Origin of the sequence: Pseudoalteromonas phenolica (genome assembly GCF_044788725.1) — a bacterium.
Taxonomy (GTDB): domain Bacteria; phylum Pseudomonadota; class Gammaproteobacteria; order Enterobacterales; family Alteromonadaceae; genus Pseudoalteromonas; species Pseudoalteromonas phenolica_C.
In genome coordinates this window covers 200,164-218,216 of the sequence record NZ_CP173161.1, presented here as the reverse complement: position 1 = coordinate 218,216, position 18,053 = coordinate 200,164, and the positions used below count along the sequence as shown (strand labels likewise).

18 protein-coding genes and 1 tRNA gene are annotated in these 18,053 nt (G+C 43.2%); 9 read left to right on the top strand and 10 right to left on the bottom strand.

Features of this window, described 5'->3' with window-relative positions; genetic code table 11:
• Positions 1-3 precede the first annotated feature (3 nt).
• The 6 genes from rplK to deoC form a co-directional block, all read right to left on the bottom strand.
• A complete protein-coding gene (gene rplK / locus ACH784_RS01035; protein ID WP_010387320.1) occupies positions 4-432 on the bottom strand; it encodes a 50S ribosomal protein L11 in 429 nt (142 codons plus the stop codon).
• A 162-nt stretch (positions 433-594) separates the two neighbouring features.
• Positions 595-1,152 (bottom strand): transcription termination/antitermination protein NusG, encoded by a 558-nt coding sequence (nusG, locus tag ACH784_RS01030; RefSeq protein WP_130256507.1) that lies wholly within the window; start codon positions 1,150-1,152, stop codon positions 595-597.
• A gap of 4 nt (positions 1,153-1,156) precedes the next feature.
• Positions 1,157-1,534, bottom strand: a complete 378-nt coding sequence (gene secE / locus ACH784_RS01025) for a preprotein translocase subunit SecE (protein ID WP_058028507.1) — start codon at positions 1,532-1,534, stop codon at positions 1,157-1,159.
• 132 nt (positions 1,535-1,666) lie between these two features.
• Positions 1,667-1,743 (bottom strand) — tRNA-Trp (locus tag ACH784_RS01020).
• Between the two features lie 142 nt (positions 1,744-1,885).
• Complete coding sequence (locus ACH784_RS01015) at positions 1,886-2,386, bottom strand: hypothetical protein (protein WP_404392761.1); 501 nt, start codon at positions 2,384-2,386, stop codon at positions 1,886-1,888.
• Entirely contained in the window at positions 2,379-3,122 is a 744-nt protein-coding gene (gene deoC, locus ACH784_RS01010) for a deoxyribose-phosphate aldolase (protein ID WP_404392759.1), read from the bottom strand. The genes ACH784_RS01015 and deoC overlap by 8 nt, the downstream gene beginning before the upstream one ends.
• A 338-nt stretch (positions 3,123-3,460) precedes the next feature.
• Between deoC and cysG the strand changes: the two genes are divergently transcribed.
• The 6 genes from cysG to cysQ all read left to right on the top strand — a co-directional run bounded on the left by cysG (position 3,461) and on the right by cysQ (position 10,494).
• Entirely contained in the window at positions 3,461-4,882 is a 1,422-nt protein-coding gene (gene cysG, locus ACH784_RS01005) for a siroheme synthase CysG (protein WP_404395142.1), read from the top strand.
• Positions 4,883-4,912: 30 nt separating this feature from the next.
• Positions 4,913-5,812 carry a sulfate adenylyltransferase subunit CysD gene (cysD, locus tag ACH784_RS01000; RefSeq protein ID WP_058028504.1) on the top strand — a complete coding sequence of 300 codons (900 nt, stop codon included), beginning with the start codon at positions 4,913-4,915 and terminating at the stop codon, positions 5,810-5,812.
• Positions 5,812-7,227, top strand: coding sequence for a sulfate adenylyltransferase subunit CysN (gene cysN / locus ACH784_RS00995; RefSeq protein ID WP_404392757.1), 1,416 nt, complete (start codon positions 5,812-5,814; stop codon positions 7,225-7,227). Before cysD ends, cysN begins: the two co-directional genes overlap by 1 nt.
• 159 nt (positions 7,228-7,386) lie before the next feature.
• Positions 7,387-9,111, top strand: a complete 1,725-nt coding sequence (locus ACH784_RS00990; protein WP_404392755.1) for an SLC13 family permease — start codon at positions 7,387-7,389, stop codon at positions 9,109-9,111.
• Positions 9,112-9,123: 12 nt separating this feature from the next.
• Complete coding sequence (gene cysC, locus ACH784_RS00985) at positions 9,124-9,720, top strand: adenylyl-sulfate kinase (RefSeq protein ID WP_058028501.1); 597 nt, start codon at positions 9,124-9,126, stop codon at positions 9,718-9,720.
• Positions 9,721-9,723: 3 nt separating this feature from the next.
• A complete protein-coding gene (gene cysQ, locus ACH784_RS00980) occupies positions 9,724-10,494 on the top strand; it encodes a 3'(2'),5'-bisphosphate nucleotidase CysQ (RefSeq protein ID WP_404392753.1) in 771 nt (256 codons plus the stop codon).
• 109 nt (positions 10,495-10,603) lie between these two features.
• Here cysQ and ACH784_RS00975 read toward each other — a convergent pair whose 3' ends face one another.
• A complete protein-coding gene (locus ACH784_RS00975) occupies positions 10,604-11,938 on the bottom strand; it encodes a tetratricopeptide repeat protein (protein WP_404392751.1) in 1,335 nt (444 codons plus the stop codon).
• An 85-nt stretch (positions 11,939-12,023) separates the two neighbouring features.
• The gene (locus ACH784_RS00970; RefSeq protein ID WP_404392749.1) at positions 12,024-14,738 is read right to left on the bottom strand and encodes a putative bifunctional diguanylate cyclase/phosphodiesterase; all 2,715 of its coding nucleotides are present in this window, start codon (positions 14,736-14,738) and stop codon (positions 12,024-12,026) included.
• Between the two features lie 89 nt (positions 14,739-14,827).
• Here ACH784_RS00970 and ACH784_RS00965 point away from each other — a divergent pair, with 89 nt between their 5' ends.
• On the top strand, positions 14,828-15,778 hold the full coding sequence (locus tag ACH784_RS00965; RefSeq protein WP_404392747.1) for an extracellular solute-binding protein: 951 nt from the start codon (positions 14,828-14,830) through the stop codon (positions 15,776-15,778).
• On the opposite strand, the gene ACH784_RS00960 is transcribed toward ACH784_RS00965, so the two are convergent.
• Together ACH784_RS00960 and ACH784_RS00955 are read right to left on the bottom strand one after the other, a co-directional pair.
• Positions 15,775-16,461, bottom strand: a complete 687-nt coding sequence (locus ACH784_RS00960) for a hypothetical protein (RefSeq protein ID WP_404392745.1) — start codon at positions 16,459-16,461, stop codon at positions 15,775-15,777. The genes ACH784_RS00965 and ACH784_RS00960 overlap by 4 nt on opposite strands.
• A 69-nt stretch (positions 16,462-16,530) precedes the next feature.
• Complete coding sequence (locus tag ACH784_RS00955) at positions 16,531-16,806, bottom strand: hypothetical protein (RefSeq protein ID WP_404392743.1); 276 nt, start codon at positions 16,804-16,806, stop codon at positions 16,531-16,533.
• A gap of 333 nt (positions 16,807-17,139) precedes the next feature.
• On the opposite strand from ACH784_RS00955, the gene ACH784_RS00950 reads away from it, so the two are divergent.
• Together ACH784_RS00950 and ACH784_RS00945 are read left to right on the top strand one after the other, a co-directional pair.
• Positions 17,140-17,505, top strand: a complete 366-nt coding sequence (locus tag ACH784_RS00950) for an RNA-binding S4 domain-containing protein (RefSeq protein ID WP_404392741.1) — start codon at positions 17,140-17,142, stop codon at positions 17,503-17,505.
• A 25-nt stretch (positions 17,506-17,530) separates the two neighbouring features.
• Positions 17,531-17,986 (top strand): PaaI family thioesterase, encoded by a 456-nt coding sequence (locus ACH784_RS00945; RefSeq protein WP_404392739.1) that lies wholly within the window; start codon positions 17,531-17,533, stop codon positions 17,984-17,986.
• Positions 17,987-18,053 lie beyond the last annotated feature (67 nt).

Here is an 18,053-nt window from a genome sequence, read left to right as displayed (position 1 = left end):
CAATTACCCTTCTACATTCAAGCCCATTGCACGTGCAGAACCTGCAATCGTGCGTACAGCTGCGTCCATATCAGCAGCAGTAAGATCAGGACGTTTAGTCTCAACGATCTCTTCTAGTTGAGCACGTGTTACTGTACCCACTTTTTCAGTGTTAGGACGGCCAGAACCAGACTTGATGCCAGCTGCTTTCTTAAGAAGGTAAGAAGCAGGTGGAGTTTTCATGTCGAAAGTGAATGAACGGTCGTTGTAAACAGAGATGATTACAGGAACCGGAGCGCCTTTCTCGATAGACTCTGTACGTGCGTTGAACGCTTTACAGAATTCCATGATGTTTACACCGTGTTGACCTAGTGCAGGACCTACTGGAGGACTAGGATTAGCCATACCAGCAGCAACTTGTAGCTTGATTAGAGCTTCAACTTTCTTTGCCATTTTAAATAACCTCGTTAGTTGGGTCTTTGCCTTGTGCGCGCGAGGACGCGTACTCAAGCGGCTTCCCAAATTAAAAAAATCTGTGCTTTTGTTATACCAGATAACAAAAGGCCGCTGATTATAGATTAACCAGCGGCCTTTTTCAATCTCTTCGAAAAGAAATTATTTGTCTTTTTCTACCTGACCAAATTCTAGGTCAACTGGCGTAGAACGACCGAAGATAAGAACAGACACTTTTAAGCGGCTCTTCTCATAATCAACCTCTTCAACTACACCACTGAAGTCTGCGAATGGACCATCGTTCACGCGTACCACTTCACCCACTTCAAATAATGTTGCAGGCTTAGGCGCTTCAGCATTTTCTTGAATACGGTTAAGAATACGGTCAGCTTCTTTTTTGCTGATTGGTGCTGGACGATCAGACGTACCACCAATGAAACCCATTACACGTGGCGTGCTGTTTACTAAGTGCCAGCTCGCATCGTTCATGTCCATTTCAACTAGAACATAACCTGGGAAGAACTTACGCTCAGATTTGCGCTTTTGACCAGCACGCATTTCAACTACTTCTTCAGTAGGGACTAGTACTTCACCAAAGCTATCTTCTAAGCCTTCGATCTTAATGTGCTCAATGATTGTTTGAGCAACGCGCTTTTCGAAACCCGAAAACGCTTGAATTACGTACCAGCGTAATTTCTTTTCTTTGTTCTCATCCGACATGGGATCAGATCTCCAATCCAGTTAAAAAGCCAACAATACGGAATAAAATGCCGTCTAAACCCCAAAGGATTAACGCCATTACCACTGTTGCTAGCATTACGATAAAAGTTGTATGCGTTGTTTCTTGACGCGTTGGCCAAACAACCTTGCGTACTTCAATTCTAGACTCTTTTGCAAAAGCAATAAAAGTACGACCTTTTTCAGTAGTTGCCAGTAGACCTAAAGCGGCTGCTACTGCAACAACAACACCTACCGCACGCACTAACACAGATAGGTCAGCGTACATGTAATTACCTACAACTGCACCTAATAGCAATGCAATTGATACTAGCCACTTAACCGTATCCATCGAGTTTGACGGAGTTTCTACATTCGTGCTCATAAAAAATTTACCTTAAATACAGACACAACGACCCTGCATATGGCAGGGTAAATCCATTAATCCAAATCTACAAATAAGCGAGAGGTTCATTGAACGGCCACATTATTTTAGGTTTAGACTAGCTGTATGAATTGGCAGGGGCGGCAGGACTCGAACCCGCAACCATCGGTTTTGGAGACCGCTGTTCTACCAATTGGAACTACGCCCCTGCAAAGTGGATGCCCATTATACTGACGAACAAAGCGAAAACAAGAGTAAAAGATGCGCAAATTTTAATTTTGTCAAATCTTGCTAAAATCTCACGTTATCAATGGTTATAAATCAAACAAAAATACTCGCGTATTTTAACGTTTATGCCAGCTGTAACAGATCACCATGATGAAAATCACACAATAACCAGATCTGCTCAAATGGATGGGTATCAGGAAAGTTTAATTGTGCCTGCACGTTTTTAAAATCACTGTAGTGCCAAATCGGGCTGGCGTTACGGATCAACAACCATGTGCGCTCTGATTGATAACTTTTCTTGGCTTTTTGATTTAATAACCGCCCTAATGCCACTTTGAGTTGCTGTTCAGACGGTGCTTGCGACATCACAGCTAATTCTCGTTGCATCGATAACGATAGCGGCCTACCTAGCACGGCCATGGCTTCGGTTTCACTGGCATATAAATGCGCCACTTCAATGTCGAGTTTTTGATCGCCTTGATAACAGCTGACATCGGGTTTTCGTGGTTCATTATGCCAGATATGGCGCATAGGGGTGCCATGCGCCTTTTCGTAACATTTTAAAAATAACTTGGCAGCTTCATGCTCAAGTTCTATTTTTTCTTGCTCGCTGTATCTATGCATCTAAAGTGTTATGAATATCTTTTAATAAGCCTGATGCGCCGAATCTGAATTGCGCTGGCGTCAAACTATCGCATTCGAACTTTTGTTCAGTAAGTCGTAAGTAAGCACTCGCATCATCCACTGTTCTTACACCACCGGCGGCTTTAAAGCCCACTTCTCGTCCTGACGCTTTAATTGCATCAAGCATAATTTCAGTTGCTTCTAAAGTGGCATTAACAGGCACTTTACCGGTGCTGGTTTTAATGAAATCTGCACCCGCTTCTATCGCTAGGATACTTGCTTTGCGAATAAGATCAGGTGCTTTTAGCTCACCGCTTTCTATGATCACTTTTAAACAAGCCCCATACTGAGCGCATAGCTGCTTGCTTTTTTGCACATACAACTTGGCATTCTCTAGCTCGCCCTGCATCACTTCTTTATAAGGGATCACTAAATCAATTTCGTCTGCGCCCTCTGATAAAGCTTGCTCTGTTTCAGCCAATACTGATTCTAATGACTGCTCGCCATCATAAAAATTTGTCACTGTTGCAACTTTTACAGACTGCCAGTTTCTTTGTCTCAGTTCATTTTTTACTAAGCCAACAAATTGTGAATAAACGCAAATGGCAGTTGGCAGACCAATCTCAGGGCGCACACTATTAAGCAATGCCAATATAGATTGCTCTGTGTCGTTTTCATTTAAAGATGTGAGGTCCATTAGGGACAATGCTTGTGCTGCATCTTGTTGTATTGTCATGGTACTTTCCCGTGTATGTGTAAGTCATTCACCTTAGTTAAGTGAATGTATTGCCTCAATCCTAGGGCATTTGTCCGCTAAAGACTCTGCTCAAAATCAAATTTACCTGTTTAGCATATCTCATAACCAAACATAATAAGCTAAATTAGACAGCTAAAACTTAGCTCAAGAGCTTGTAAATAAAGCCTTAAACCAAATCAAACCCCCTTCTATAACTTTTAGTTATATAGACTAGGTTTTAATTATTTTTTCCTGTTTCAAAGCCGCTATATTCTGCTGCTCTGTAATGTTCTGCACGATAAAAATAGCAGAATATGAATATAACTAAGGGGCAAATGGTGCAGTACTTACCAATTTTTACCAAACTTGATAACAAACCGGTGCTGGTTGTCGGCGGCGGTGATGTTGCACTTCGTAAAGCGCGTGCGTTTTTAAAAGCTCGTGCGGATGTAACCATTGTAGCCCCTGAATTCTGCAAAGAGTTACTCGAAGCCGAGCAAGATGGCGAAGTAACGCTTATTAAAGACTATTTTAATGAGTCTCACCTTACAGGCAAAATGCTTGTTATTGCCGCTACCGATGTTGAGTCTGTTAATAACACCGTATTTGAATTGGCAAACCAGCATAATATTTTCGTCAACGTGGTAGACGACCAGCCTAAGTGCTCGTTTATTTTCCCGTCTATAGTTGACCGGGATCCAATCACCATAGCGATTTCAAGTGCGGGTACTGCGCCTGTTTTAGCTCGACGTCTACGGGAGAAATTAGAAACCTTTATTCCACAGCACATTGGCCCATTAGCAACCTTAGTAGGCAGCTTCAGAGATAAGGTGAAAGCACGCTTTAAGCATTTCGCAGATCGCCGCCAATTTTGGGAAAACGTGTTCGATTCAAGTGTGGTAAGTAAAGTACAAGTAGGCGATACTGAGGCAGCGACCGAACAACTACACGAAATGCTAGATGCCAAAGCTGAGCCAGAAGGCGAAGTATATGTGATTGGTGCAGGCCCTGGCGATCCTGAGCTACTAACACTCAAAGCGCTTCAGCTTATGCAGCAAGCCGATGTTGTGGTGTATGACTACCTCGTCTCTGACGAAATCATGGATTTAGTACGCCGCGATGCAGATTTAATTTGTGTCGGTAAACGCCTTAACTACCACAGTGTTAAGCAAGAAGACACCAATCAGATGTTGGTCGACCTTGCGAAACAAGGCAAAAAAGTTTGCCGTATCAAAGGTGGCGATCCGTTTATTTACGGCCGTGGTGGCGAAGAAGTACAAGTACTGAAAGCCCACGATGTACGTTATCAAATCGTACCGGGCATTACTGCCGCAGCTGGGTGTAGCGCTTATGCAGGTATTCCTTTGACGCACAGAGATCATGCACAGGCAATCCAGTTTGTAACAGGTCACTGTAAAAAAGACGGCCAAGAATTAGATTGGCAAGGGCTTGCTAAACCTAACCAAACGTTGGCAATTTATATGGGCGTGATCAAGTCACCGCATATTCAGGCTAAATTACTTGAACACGGCCGCAGTGCTAACACCCCTGTGGCAATCGTTGAAAATGGTACCCGTAAGAATCAACGCGTGGTTAGAACCGAATTAGGTCAATTGGCCGAACAAATTGAGGCACATGAGATTGTCTCACCAGCACTTCTGATTATCGGAGAAGTAGCTGCTTTACATGAAGAATTAGCTTGGTTTGGGCAAAGTGCACAGATCAGCAGTTTTGCTCAGCCACTGACCGATGTGGCGTAACGATTTTATTTTTTAAGTAGGACGACGACAATGGCTTTAACACACCTTCAGCAATTAGAAGCTGAAAGTATAAAGATTATTCGCGAAGTCGCAGCCGAGTTTGAAAACCCAGTGATGCTTTACTCTATCGGTAAAGACTCATCGGTACTTTTACACTTAGCGCGTAAAGCATTCTTCCCAGCGAAAATTCCTTTCCCTCTACTACACGTAGACACAGATTGGAAATTCCGCGAGATGATCGAATTCCGTGACCGCTTAGCAAAAGAATATAACTTTGACTTAATCGTCCACAAAAACCCAGAAGGCATCGCCATGGGTGTGGGTCCGTTTACGCACGGTTCAGCCAAACATACTGACGTGATGAAAACACAAGGCTTAAAACAAGCACTAGACAAATACGGCTTTGATGCTGCTTTTGGTGGTGCGCGTCGTGACGAAGAAAAGTCACGAGCGAAAGAACGTGTGTACTCATTCCGTGATAAGCACCACCGTTGGGACCCTAAAAACCAACGTCCTGAGCTTTGGAACACCTACAACGGTCAGGTTAATCCAGGCGAATCAATCCGTGTATTCCCACTGTCTAACTGGACTGAGCTAGACATTTGGCAATACATCTACCAAGAAAATATCGAAATCGTGCCATTGTACCTTTCTGAAAAGCGTCCAGTTGTTGAGCGCGACGGTACGTTAATCATGGTTGACGATGAGCGTATGCCATTAAACGAAGGCGAAGTGCCTGAGATGAAATCTGTGCGTTTCCGTACATTAGGCTGTTACCCACTAACCGGTGCGGTTGAGTCAGAAGCAAACACACTGACTGGCATCATCGAAGAAATGTTGCTTTCTACCTCTTCTGAGCGTGAAGGCCGAGTAATTGACCATGATTCATCAGGCTCGATGGAGAAGAAAAAACGTGAGGGGTATTTCTAATGTCTACGGCAAATGAAGTAAGAGAATTAGGTATCGACGCTTATCTAGCGCGCCAACAAGACAAAAGCCTTTTACGCATGATGACTTGTGGTAGCGTAGATGACGGTAAATCAACGCTTATCGGTCGTCTATTACACGACAGCCACCAAATTTATGAAGATCAGCTGGCCGCACTTCATAAAGACAACGAAAAAGTGGGTAATGCAGGTGAAGAGCTAGACTTAGCACTACTGGTTGACGGTCTTCAAGCTGAGCGTGAGCAAGGTATTACCATTGATGTTGCGTATCGCTATTTCTCAACAGCGAAGCGTAAGTTCATCATTGCTGACACCCCAGGACACGAGCAATACACTCGTAACATGGTAACGGGTGCATCTACGAGTGACTTGGCTATCATCTTAGTTGATGCGCGCTACGGTGTGCAAATTCAAACTAAGCGTCATAGCTTTATCTGTGACTCATTAGGTATCAAGCAGTTCGTTGTTGCCATCAACAAGATGGACATCGTGGACTTTGACGAAGCCGTATTTGAGAAAATCAAAGCTGACTATTTGAAGTTTGCTGAGCAGTTAAACGTATCTGACATCAAGTTTGTGCCTATGTCAGCACTTAAAGGTGACAACGTCGTAACGCGTTCTGAGCACACACCTTATTACACTGATAAGCCATTGCTTGAGCTACTTGAAGATTCTCCAGCAGCAGAGGCGAACACTGACTTTGAAGCGCGCTTCCCTGTTCAGTATGTGGTTCGTCCAAACCTTGATTTCCGTGGCTTCCAGGGCACATTAACATCGGGCTCACTAACGGTTGGTCAAGCGGTTAAGGTATTACCATCTGGCAAGCAATCTAGCATCAAAGAGCTAGTGACCTTTGACGGTAACTTAGAGCAAGCGCAAACAGGTCAAGCATTCACAATTACATTAAACGATGAAGTTGATGTAAGCCGTGGTGATGTGATCGTGCCTGCTGACTCAACAGCTGCTGTAACAAACCAAGTACAAGCAAAACTTGTGTGGATGCACGAAGAGCCATTAGTGCTAGGCAAGAGTTATAACTTCAAGCTAGGTAGCAAAAACACTGCTGCTATCGTGAAGAAGATTGACCACACGATTGATGTAAACACTTTAGAGCAAGGTCAAGCTGACAGCCTACAGTTAAACGAAATTGCGATTGTGACGCTGGAGCTGACTGAAAGCATTGTGGCTGATGTATATCGCAACAACCACGAAACTGGCGCATTCATTCTGATCGACCGTCTATCAAACCTGACGATTGGTGCAGGCATGATAGAAGCACTGCTTTCAGAGCAAGCAACGCAACACTCAGAGTTTAGTGACTTTGAAGTTGAGTTTAATGCCCTAGTTCGCAAGCACTTCCCGCACTGGCAAGCGCTTGACATTACCAAGCTTAAATAAGCTGTTTATTACCTTATGAAATTCGTAATGCACGTAGGCGGCAAGCAAATGAGACCAATGAGCATAGTTAGCCTATGTGATTTGGCGAATGCGCGAAGCCAACAACCGTGCATTGTGAAGGACAACGGGTAAGTGCCTGTTATGTGGAGCTAAAGCTAGATGTACGAACAGATCATATTAACAGGCATTATGCTGGCATTGGTGGGTTGCCTTTTTGGCACTCGCCTAAATCCAGCTTGGTTATTTGTTGGTGCCATTGGCACCGGCTATTTAACTGGTCTCATTGAGTTAGAAGAGATGTTAGCAAACTATGCTAACCCATCTCTTATCACCCTTATTCTGTTGATCTTGGTGTCGATTGCCATCGAGAAAACAACCCTAGTGCAAGGTCTTGCACAATCGTTAGCAAAAGGCAGTCTTTCTAAATCAGTGATGAAGCTTGGCTTATCGACTGCGTTTTTATCGTCTTTTACTAATAATACCGCAGTGGTGGCGTCGTTAATTTCAGCGATAAAAGACAGCCCAACCCACTCGCCTTCCAAATTATTATTACCGCTGTCTTATACCGCCATTTTAGGGGGGACTTTAACCCTTATCGGCACCTCTACAAATTTAATCGTCAATGGTTTTGCCGTCGAAGCAGGCATGCAACCATTGGGCTTTTTTGATTTTACTTTAGTAGGCCTAGGCGCACTCAGTGTCGGCCTGATCACCATTATCGTGCTACTAAAGTATTTACCTGATCACGGTAAACAAGACCAAGAAGTGGTGCCTTTTTACCTTGAAGGCAAAGTCGAAGCTGGTTCAAAACTGATTGGCCGCACCGTAGAAGAAAACGGTCTGCGTGATTTAAAAGATTTATTCTTAGCGGAAATCATTCATGGTGACCGCCGTATTTGTGCCGTGACACCTCAGCAAGTTATTCAACAAGGCGACATCTTATTGTTTGTTGGCGATATAAAATCAGTGCCTTTATTACAACGTTTTGATGGTTTGAAAATCGTCCATGACAAGCATGAAAAAGACGTTGAGCATTTAGTCGAGGTGGTGATCAGTCAGTCATCTCGCTTTGTTGGTAAAACTGTCAAAGAAGTACGTTTTCGCGAACAAGTACATGCAGCCGTTATTGCCATCCGCCGTGGTCATGACCGCCTGCAAGGTGGTTTAGGGCAAGTGCGCTTACAGGCCGGTGACTCTCTTATTTTAGCACCGGGCTCAGAGTTCTATCAGTTACCTAATTTAAAGCGTGAGTTTGTTTATATTTCAGGCCTTGATTTACAGACCCACCTGAAGCCGAAAAAGTCTAATTTAGTATTAGCGGGTTTTGTGGCCGTTATCGGGCTAAGCATTTTTGATGTGGTACCACTGGTTAAAGGGTTACTGGTATTTTTAATCGCGCTATTTGCGATGGGCGCAGTAAAAGTGACAGAGCTAAAACGTCGCTTCCCGATTGAACTACTTGCCATTGTTGGAAGTGCCATTGGTTTGGCCAAGCTCATGATAGACACAGGGCTGGCATCACAAATATCAGATGCTCTGTTTTATCTGCTTGGCGACTTCGGTCCATATGGCGCTTTTATCGCTATTTTTGTGATGACCGTGATTTTCACGGAACTCATTACCAATAACGCAGCGGCAGCGCTTTCTTTCCCAGTGGCCTTTGCACTCGCCATTGGTTTTGATGTGAGCCCATTACCTTTTGTGATGGCTGTGGCATTTGGCGCATCGGCGAGTTTTATTTCACCATTTGGCTATCAAACCAACCTCATGGTGTACAGTGCAGGTAACTACCGTATTAAAGACTATGTTACGGTCGGCTTACCGCTTTCAATTATTTATTCAATCACGGTGTTGACCTTAATACCGCTGGTTTTCCCTTTTTAAATAGGTGATGCAATGGATGAAAATATCGTTTGGCATAACTATGCCGTAAACAAGTCACAACGCAGCGAGCAAAAAGGTCACAAACCAGTGATTTTATGGTTCACCGGTTTTTCAGGCTCAGGTAAAAGTACCGTTGCAGGCGCACTAGAAAGTGCCCTTCACCAGCAAGGCGTGCACACTTACCTGCTTGATGGCGACAACGTGCGCCATGGTTTATGCAAAGACTTAGGCTTCAGCGATGAAGACCGCGTCGAAAATATTCGCCGTGTTGGTGAGCTAAGCAAGCTTATGGTAGACGCAGGACTTGTGGTACTCACCGCGTTTATTTCGCCATTCCAAGCTGAGCGCGACATGGTACGTAACCTTGTCGGTGACGGTGAATTCATCGAAGTCTTTTTAGATACGCCGTTAGATGTCTGTGAACAACGCGATCCGAAAGGCTTATACAAGAAAGCACGAGCCGGTGAAATTAAGCACTTCACTGGCATAGATTCAGACTACCAAGTGCCTGTTAATCCTGAGATCCGCATCGATACCAGCGCGAATAGCCTTGAACAATCAGTACAACAACTGGTAGCGTATCTGAAAGACAAGCAAGTAATTGGATAAGTAATGAATCAAACGGATCTGTTAGAAGAAATTTTACAACTGAGCGTTGAAGCAGGCGATGCCATTATGGGCATCTATGCGAAAGACTTTAACGTTGAGTACAAAGAAGATGAAAGTCCAGTGACCGATGCGGATCTGGCTGCGCACAAAGTCATTGCGGCTGGCTTGCAACAACTTACCCCTGATATTCCGGTATTAAGTGAAGAAAGTGCAGGTATTGATTGGGCAACACGTCAAACTTGGAACGAGTATTGGCTAGTCGACCCAATTGATGGCACCAAAGAATTCATTAAAAAGAATGGCGAATTCACCGTTAATATCGCGCTTATCAAAGCTGGCAAACCTATTTTAGGTGTGGTGCACGCACCCGCTTTAAATGTCAGTTACCTTGCAGCAGAAGCCGTAGGTGCATTCAAGCAATGCGACGAAGCACGTATAGAACTCAAAGTCACTAAGAAAACCAATACAGGCCTTATCAAAGTAGTTGGCTCTCGCTCACATCCATCGCCTGATTTAGCCGCTTATCTTGAGCAATTTGATGATGTCGAAATGGTACCGAAAGGCAGCTCTCTAAAGCTTTGTTTAGTCGCAGAAGGTGAAGCAGATGTTTATCCGCGTTTAGGCCCAACATCTGAGTGGGATACAGGTGCAGGTCATGCTGTGGCAGAAATTGCAGGTGCGACCATTACCCAAGTTGATGGTTCTGCACTGACATACAATCAAAAAGAAAGTTACCTTAATCCTTACTTTATTGTATCGAGATTAGAGGCTTAAACGTACTTGCTGAACTTATATAAAGAGTAACTTGAACAAACTAAATAAAAAAGCGAAGCACTTTTGAGTAAGGCTTCGCTTTTTTTAGTTGTGTTAGACAACAATCCTATTAAATTCCGTAAAGCACCTGCATCGCTTTGTAGTCCACCCCAAATGTTTGCTGAGCCCAACGGTTCACAAAATCATTATTTGGTTCTATCTGGGCACAGCGTAATGCTTGCTCGGCGACAAATGACAGATTAACCATAGAGCAATACCTTTGCTGCCAAAGCTTATTCAGGTCACCACTAAAGTCAGCACTTAATTGCGTTAAATGCTGCTCAAACTTTTGCACCTGATTGAGATAGTCAGCACTGAGCGGAGTGACATCAGCTTCTGCAAACTCAATATTATGACTACGGGTGAGATTATCATAAGAGCCTGATTCATTATTCGATAAACGCAGTCCCAGTAAGTTACCTGAATAGCTTACATTCACTGAATAGGTTTCTTGATGCTCTTTTAACTGATAAGCAAATGCCTTTTCGACATCTGTCGCCAGCTTGTTATTTGCATCTTTTGGATCAGGCTTTAGTTCAGTTACTACATATCGCTTTTCAATCTGTCGGTAAGACGTTTGCTTACGATATTGTACTTTACCGTCCAAAGTAAGAGGCAAAGTGGCAGTGCCTGTGTGACTAAACCACGGACTAGACTGAAAGGCTTGCTCAAGCTCTGCCTGTGTATTATTCAACGCATAGCGATGAGCCTGTGCATTAGGTGTTTTAAAGCGTTCACGCTTACTCACTTTCAAACCAGTAAAACGAGATTTATCTGATTTATCTACTGTTAAGCTCACAGGCTGTTGCCAAAGAGCACAGTATCGTTGCGTCAACTCATGTAAATAAAAACGCTGACCTTGCACTTGCTTTGCCAGAGCTAAGCATTGCTGTTTACCGGCTTTATTTAAAGTGTCTCTGTATTGCTGTAATTCACCTGTAAGCTGTGCATTGGCAATTAAATTACGATACTCATGCTCAAACCACTTAAATGGATCTGGTTGCGATAAATTGGCAAGTTGTTTGGCTTCGGTTTTCAACCACCCTTCTACGGCTAGCACTTCTTCACGCTGAGTCGCAGCCTGCGCCCCCATGGTCTCAACATGCCATTGGTTTTGACTAGCCAACAATGACTCTAGTTTACTCGCTGCACCTCTATAATTCGCGCCCAAGCGCAACATGCGCACTTCAATCAAACCTCGGTCGATGATTTTACTGCGCGTTTCAGCAAGGCGCTGTTTTGCTTCTACGTCTTCAGGGTCCTCTAAAAGCGCTTTTTCGTAGAACTCTGCAGCCTGTTGGTACATGCCTTTACCATACAGCTTGTCACCTTTCTCAACCAAACTAGTACAGGCTGAGAGCATCAGCGCAGCCACCAGCCCGATAGATATCTGTGATATTTTCATTCTCTTCCCTTTACTCTAGCCAAACTCATCGCTAAAAATCGTTCTTTGCATCGCAATATATATCAGCCTAAATTGAATGCCCAGTTTAACTGACTATGGCTAACCTTCGTTGAGCACACAATGAACTGGCATCATCTTTGTTCAATGGACGACTCATATAGTATCCCTGAGTTTGTTGACAATGTAATTTCACCAGCACATCTAATTGCTCGGATTGCTCAATACCTTCGGCAGTCACAACCAAATTAAAACTCTTTGCAATTGCACAAATGGCTTCAATTAATTGTCTTGGTTTTTCGCCACTTTCTATCCCTTCGATAAATGCTCTATCTATCTTTAGACCATCAACGGGTAAATGATTTAAACGTGCCAAGCTTGAATAGCCAGTGCCAAAATCATCAATGTAAATACCAAAGCCTTGTTCATGCAGTACTTCGAGCGGCTCAACAAGATTGTCTTCGGTTGCCATCATTGCCGACTCTGTTAATTCAATCTTAAATTGCTCAGGATTAAGCGCAGAGTGGGTAAACTGCTGGGTCAACCAAGCCATAAATTGCGGGCTCTGTAACTGTAACGGTGAGACATTAACACTCATAAAAATATTGCTGCCACTATGTTGCGTCATAAACGCCATGGCTTTTGTAAACACCCACTGACCTAACATAGTGATCTTGGCGCACTCTTCTGCAATTGGAATGAACTCTGCGGGGCTAACAAAACCCAAGCTTGGACTTTGCCACCTAAGCAAAGCCTCAAAGCCTTTTAATGCTTTGCCACGTTGGCAAAAGATCGGTTGAAAGTTTAAAGACAGCTCTAGATCTAAATTGATATCTTGCAGTGCTCGCTCAATCTCAATTTTGCGCGCAGCCTGACATGCAATATCTCGGGTATAAATATGAAACGCATTCTTACCGCGTTTCTTCGCCTCATACATCGCAATATCCGCATCATGTAACAGTTTTTCAGCTTTAACATTAGTACAAGGCGTTGTGAATGTGCGCACCCCAATACTGCCACTTACGCTATGAGTATGCTGTTTATAAGTAAATGGCTTACGGATCTCAGATAACATGTCTTCTAAAATCCCTTCCAATGGCCGCTCTAGTCGCTGTAGGTCAAATAACACAGCAAACTCATCGCCACCAAGTCGAGCAATGTCTGCAAAGCTGCCCAACAATAACTGCATACGCCCAGCAAATTCCACCAGCAGTTTATCGCCAGCTAAGTGACCTAAGGTATCGTTTATGAGTTTAAATCTATCTAAATCGATATAGAGCAGGATGAAAGTTTTACCTATACTCTCTCTGGCTTCATCAACCAATTTTAAGAAGGCTAATCTGTTTAGTAAGTCAGTTAGACTGTCATGGCGAGCTTTATACTTAAGCTGCTCGTTAAACAGCTTATCTTGGGTGATATCGGTGATCCTGCCCTCGTATAACACCGCATCAGGGTGGTGCAGCCAGTGCCCACTCTGCCTTAACCAAATCGTACCATGCTGCTCACTGCGCGCGAGCCAATCTAACTCTTTATGCTGCTGTTTATCAGCAACCACTTGCTGCCACAAAGCCTTCACTTCGTCATCGAGTATGTAGTCTTCTAGTGCGGTCCCATCTAGAGGTTTATTTTCGTCTATTAGTAACCGCTTAAATGCAGGGTTAGCCTCAATAATCTGACCTCGATGATTGAGTACGAATAACCCTTCCCGGCTATTCAAAAACAAACTTTTGTATTTTCGTTCTGCCACGACTTGCTGTTGCAATGCCTGTAAGCGCTTGTCTGATTCTCGCAAAACTTTTTGATTGGCTTGATCTAAGCTTGCCGTGCGTTCAATGACCAGATTATTAATGGTCTGATTTCGGCTTGCCAATGCTTTTAGTTGTAACCAAACTAAAACTCCGCAAATACTCGCAACGATCACAAAGCCGATAATGATGAGTTGACGACTCACTAAAAGGTTAGAGCTCAACTGCTTTTTAGTATAAAGCTGTAAAGTTAAGGTTTGACCGTAAAAATCAACATCCCTAGTCACCTTAGGGGACAAGGTGGCTAAGTTAAAGTTATTTTGCCAATCACTATTAAATACCGCTCGTTCTTCTACTATTACTCGCACATGCTGCTTTGTATTTTGATATACCTGACTAAACAGACCCTCTAAAAGTAAAGACAACTCGAAACTTAAGCCTATCGCTGTTTGTAATTCAAACTCCTGTGGTCTCGGCAGCAACAAGCTCCATTTATCACTATTACGCCAACTGAGCGCTTGTAATGTTTGACTAGCATATAAATGATGACTGAATGCTGGCTTTGTCGCAGTACTTTCACCTAATGTATGACCATATTCAGACAGCGGCGCTGCATTAACGATAGTGAAAAAGTGGTTATCTGCAGCAAGCGATTCTGGTATTTGCACTCTAAAGTCAAACGACCCCCTTTGCTGATAAAGCCGCTCTACTTGCGAAACTTGCGCCTTAGTGATGTCATGATAGACCTCTAAACTAATCGGCAACTCGCTGTTTGAGAGTTGCGAATGAGCAACTTGATGAAATAGAGATTGTGTTGAGGTCGCCGGTAAAAAGGCATCAATGGCATAGAGCAGATGGCCTAACTGGTCGAGTTTTGAATTAAGCTGGTATTCATATTGAGTGAGTTGCAGTTCAGCACTTTGCTTTTCTTGTTTATGGTAATAGTCATTTAAAACCACCCCAATGTAGGCCATTAAGCAAATAAACAGTACACAATAAATGGTACCTGATTGAAAGGGCGAGCGAAGCAAAGAAATAAATCGGGTCACTATAGACATCGTATAAAAAAGCACTGTATCCTATATGGAACCGATAATAATTCTTATTTGCAATGAAGAAAAGCTTTCTTTTAATTTTATCCCTTTTAATGGGACAAACAACGGCTGTATACGCTCAATCTCCGCAAATTAACATTTATTCATTTAGAAAGTATGAGTTGATCAAACCAGTATTGACCCAATTTGAAGCCGAATCAGGTATCAAGGTGAACTTAGTTAATGGTAAATCAAAACGACTACTTGCTCGCTTAAAGCAGGATGGGGCAGACTCTCAAGCAGATGTCATTTTAAGTTCTGATCTAGCACAACTACACAATCATAAAGATTTATTGCAACCGATAGAAAACAGGCAAAGGTGGCAAAATATTGCTGATGAACTTTACGATGAGAATGGGTATTGGGTCAGTATTTCAATGCGCACGCGTGCATTGTTCAGTCTGACCGAAAACACATCGCAACCGATCCCAAATTCATTTGCACAGTTAAAGCAAACAGGCTATCAAAGCTCGCTATGTATTCGTGATTGGCAACATAACTATAATGCAACCTTAGCCGCGGCACTACTGACAACAAGCAATGCAAAAGATAGTGATTGGTTAAAGCTCGGCAATAAATTGTTAGCCAAGCGACCAAGTGGTGGAGATCGCGACCAGTTACGCGCCCTAGCCCAAGGGCATTGTAAACTTGCTTTCGCCAACCACTACTATTGGCACATGATGAAACGCGCTGATAATAAGCGTGACCAAATGCTGGCTAAAAAGCTCAGCATTCATTTCTTACAAACCGAAGACGGCCTCACACCGGTTTCTACCACCACGGCCGCCATAGCAAAACACGCCCCGAATAAACAAAACGCGGAGCAATTTATCGCTTTCTTATTGACGCAAAAAGCCCAAGAGATTTATGCACAAAGTCTACACGAGTTTCCAGTATTGAATGGTATGATGGCCAGCCATGTGCCTTTCAAGCCCAATCTACCAGCCATAAAACAAGGGCTGATACGCTTATCTGATGCCAACAAACTATTGGCAAAACATTAATCAGCAAATATCGCCTGCAGATCACAATTGAATAAGCTAAACGAATAGGTGCGGTGCCCTAATACTTCATAGGTCACCGCTGGTTTGTAACCCTGCAACGTTCTAACTTGATGTTGTTTAGCTTGATAGGCTTGCTGTTGATATGTGCCATCATCAAAGTGCCTTCTGAGTGTCAGAAATGGTTCGCTAAACTCCCACTCTAACTTTAGACCTTTTATATCAACTGGGCTGTTCATCGCCGTCCATTGCCCGTTGGTTTTGATATGTATTTGAAAGTCTTGATCACCACAGTTATGGGCAAACAATAATTCAGGCAATACCCGCTCTGAGTAAGTACTCGGAAAGTAGAGGCCTAGGTTGCCTTTCGTATAATAGTGGCCTGTTTGACTAAATACTTGGCTGTCAAATCTTTCAAAACCCAAGCCTTTGACAATACGTTCAACATTTTGAATATACGCCTCGGTCACATCACCCGGAAAGTACAGTAAATGTGGCGTATTATATTTATCTGGAGTAGTAAGCTCAGTAAATTCATAGCTTATTTTCTGTTGCTCAAATTGTTGTTTTAATTGAAAGCGCTGTGTATCGGATAAACCTTCATGATAGATATGCACAACCGGCTGTTGGCAAGCTGAAAGCGCTAGCAAACCAATAACAGAAGTAGACAGGTGTTTTAAATTCAATGGACTGGCTCCGTGCCTATTTTTTAGGCCAGCCTACAAAATATGTCCCTGAACTGTCAATTACAAAGATCAGTGCACCTTTGAAAGCCAAATTTGAACTGCAGTACGTGGGTACAAGACTTCTTTAAACAATTTATGCTGTTGATGCTCTAGGCCCTTTTCATGACTAGGTAAGCCTGCCAGCACTTTATTGTGATGAGCATTAAATCGCGCAACTAAATTTACACCTTTTTGTTGCACCCGCTCTTTAGACTGCATTAAATGCATCCTTACATCATCAGCGGTCATTAGCCCTGTGGCATCAAGGTTCATTAGCTCTCGCTTTAACTGACTTCTTACACCCATATTCACCCTACTCCTAACTGTTTAAAAGCGATGCGCAAGTTACCTGTTATTTGCTGCAGAAAAATGACAAGCGCAATAAAACTTAAGACCGAGTCGCTCGCGAAAAAGTTTCGTCATTCACCTCAACTAAGCGTTATACCAATCCTCTTAATTAAGTGTTCTATTTTGAGGCAAGGAAAGCTTGTCGATAACGAGGCGAAAATTTTGCTATTTAGTTATTCTAAATGAGAGATTTTTAACGTGGTTAGCGGCAGCTTTAGTCCCTCAAAATGATTAAGTATTATTGAGGATTGGTATTATACTGTCGCAAAGACGACTTTTAAGGTTAGCAATATGTCTGAATACGAACCTGAATACATTGAAATTGAACTAGAAGAAGAGCCAATAGAACTCTGTAACCTATTAAAAGTGCTAGATTTGGCCGAAACTGGCGGGCAAGCAAAACAGTTGATCGCCGATGGTTACGTAGGCGTTAACATGGAGCTATGCACCGTTAAGCGCAAAAAAATGTACTCTGGTGACAGCTTACATTTTAATGGTGAAGATTTTTTACTAACCTTGGCTGAAGGTGTTACACCTGCAGTAAAGACAGAACCGGCGCCACCGAAAGAAGAAGCTCCAACTAAACGCAAACGTAGTCGTAGCCGCAAGAACAAAAAAGACAGCGATACTGGTCGCCGCCCTATCTCTTTTGGTTAACAACCCAAATAAACAGGTAAGAAAGATGGCTATTTGGTACCACCCGATCACACTTGAACTATGCCAAAAACTGGATGCAGGGTTGCATGGCAAAGGCTCCCTGATGAAAACCTTAGGGATCGAAATTTCTGAAATTGGTGATGACTACCTAGTTGCCACTATGCCTGCAACAGCCGGTCATCATAACCCAATCGGTATGGTGCATGGTGGTGCAAATGTGGCGCTTGCAGAAACCGTAGCCAGTTACGCCGCTAATTTCGCTGTCGATTTTGAACAATTTTATTGTGTCGGCCAAGAGATCAATGCTAATCACCTCAAGGCATCTCGCAACGGTACATTAACTGCAACGGCAAAACCGCTGCATTTGGGCAAACGCACCTCCGTATGGGAAGTAAAAATCACCAACGCAAAAGGTGAGCTATGCTGTATTTCTCGTATGACAGCAGCGGTTATTGAGCGCGCAAACAAACTGCCTCTTTAGCAACGCATCAATTTTTACTGTGCTTTATTTGATTTAGCACAACAATATCTAGCATAGTTTATCGCGC

Coding starts and splice junctions, on each gene's coding strand:
- rplK (WP_010387320.1), bottom strand. CDS start 432: ATGGCAAAGAAAGTTGAAGCTCTAATCAAGCTACAAGTTGCTGCTGGT.
- nusG (WP_130256507.1), bottom strand. CDS start 1,152: ATGTCGGATGAGAACAAAGAAAAGAAATTACGCTGGTACGTAATTCAA.
- secE (WP_058028507.1), bottom strand. CDS start 1,534: ATGAGCACGAATGTAGAAACTCCGTCAAACTCGATGGATACGGTTAAG.
- ACH784_RS01015 (WP_404392761.1), bottom strand. CDS start 2,386: ATGCATAGATACAGCGAGCAAGAAAAAATAGAACTTGAGCATGAAGCT.
- deoC (WP_404392759.1), bottom strand. CDS start 3,122: ATGACAATACAACAAGATGCAGCACAAGCATTGTCCCTAATGGACCTC.
- cysD (WP_058028504.1), top strand. CDS start 4,913: ATGGCTTTAACACACCTTCAGCAATTAGAAGCTGAAAGTATAAAGATT.
- cysN (WP_404392757.1), top strand. CDS start 5,812: ATGTCTACGGCAAATGAAGTAAGAGAATTAGGTATCGACGCTTATCTA.
- ACH784_RS00990 (WP_404392755.1), top strand. CDS start 7,387: ATGTACGAACAGATCATATTAACAGGCATTATGCTGGCATTGGTGGGT.
- cysC (WP_058028501.1), top strand. CDS start 9,124: ATGGATGAAAATATCGTTTGGCATAACTATGCCGTAAACAAGTCACAA.
- cysQ (WP_404392753.1), top strand. CDS start 9,724: ATGAATCAAACGGATCTGTTAGAAGAAATTTTACAACTGAGCGTTGAA.
- ACH784_RS00975 (WP_404392751.1), bottom strand. CDS start 11,938: ATGAAAATATCACAGATATCTATCGGGCTGGTGGCTGCGCTGATGCTC.
- ACH784_RS00970 (WP_404392749.1), bottom strand. CDS start 14,738: ATGTCTATAGTGACCCGATTTATTTCTTTGCTTCGCTCGCCCTTTCAA.
- ACH784_RS00965 (WP_404392747.1), top strand. CDS start 14,828: ATGGGACAAACAACGGCTGTATACGCTCAATCTCCGCAAATTAACATT.
- ACH784_RS00955 (WP_404392743.1), bottom strand. CDS start 16,806: ATGGGTGTAAGAAGTCAGTTAAAGCGAGAGCTAATGAACCTTGATGCC.
- ACH784_RS00950 (WP_404392741.1), top strand. CDS start 17,140: ATGTCTGAATACGAACCTGAATACATTGAAATTGAACTAGAAGAAGAG.
- ACH784_RS00945 (WP_404392739.1), top strand. CDS start 17,531: ATGGCTATTTGGTACCACCCGATCACACTTGAACTATGCCAAAAACTG.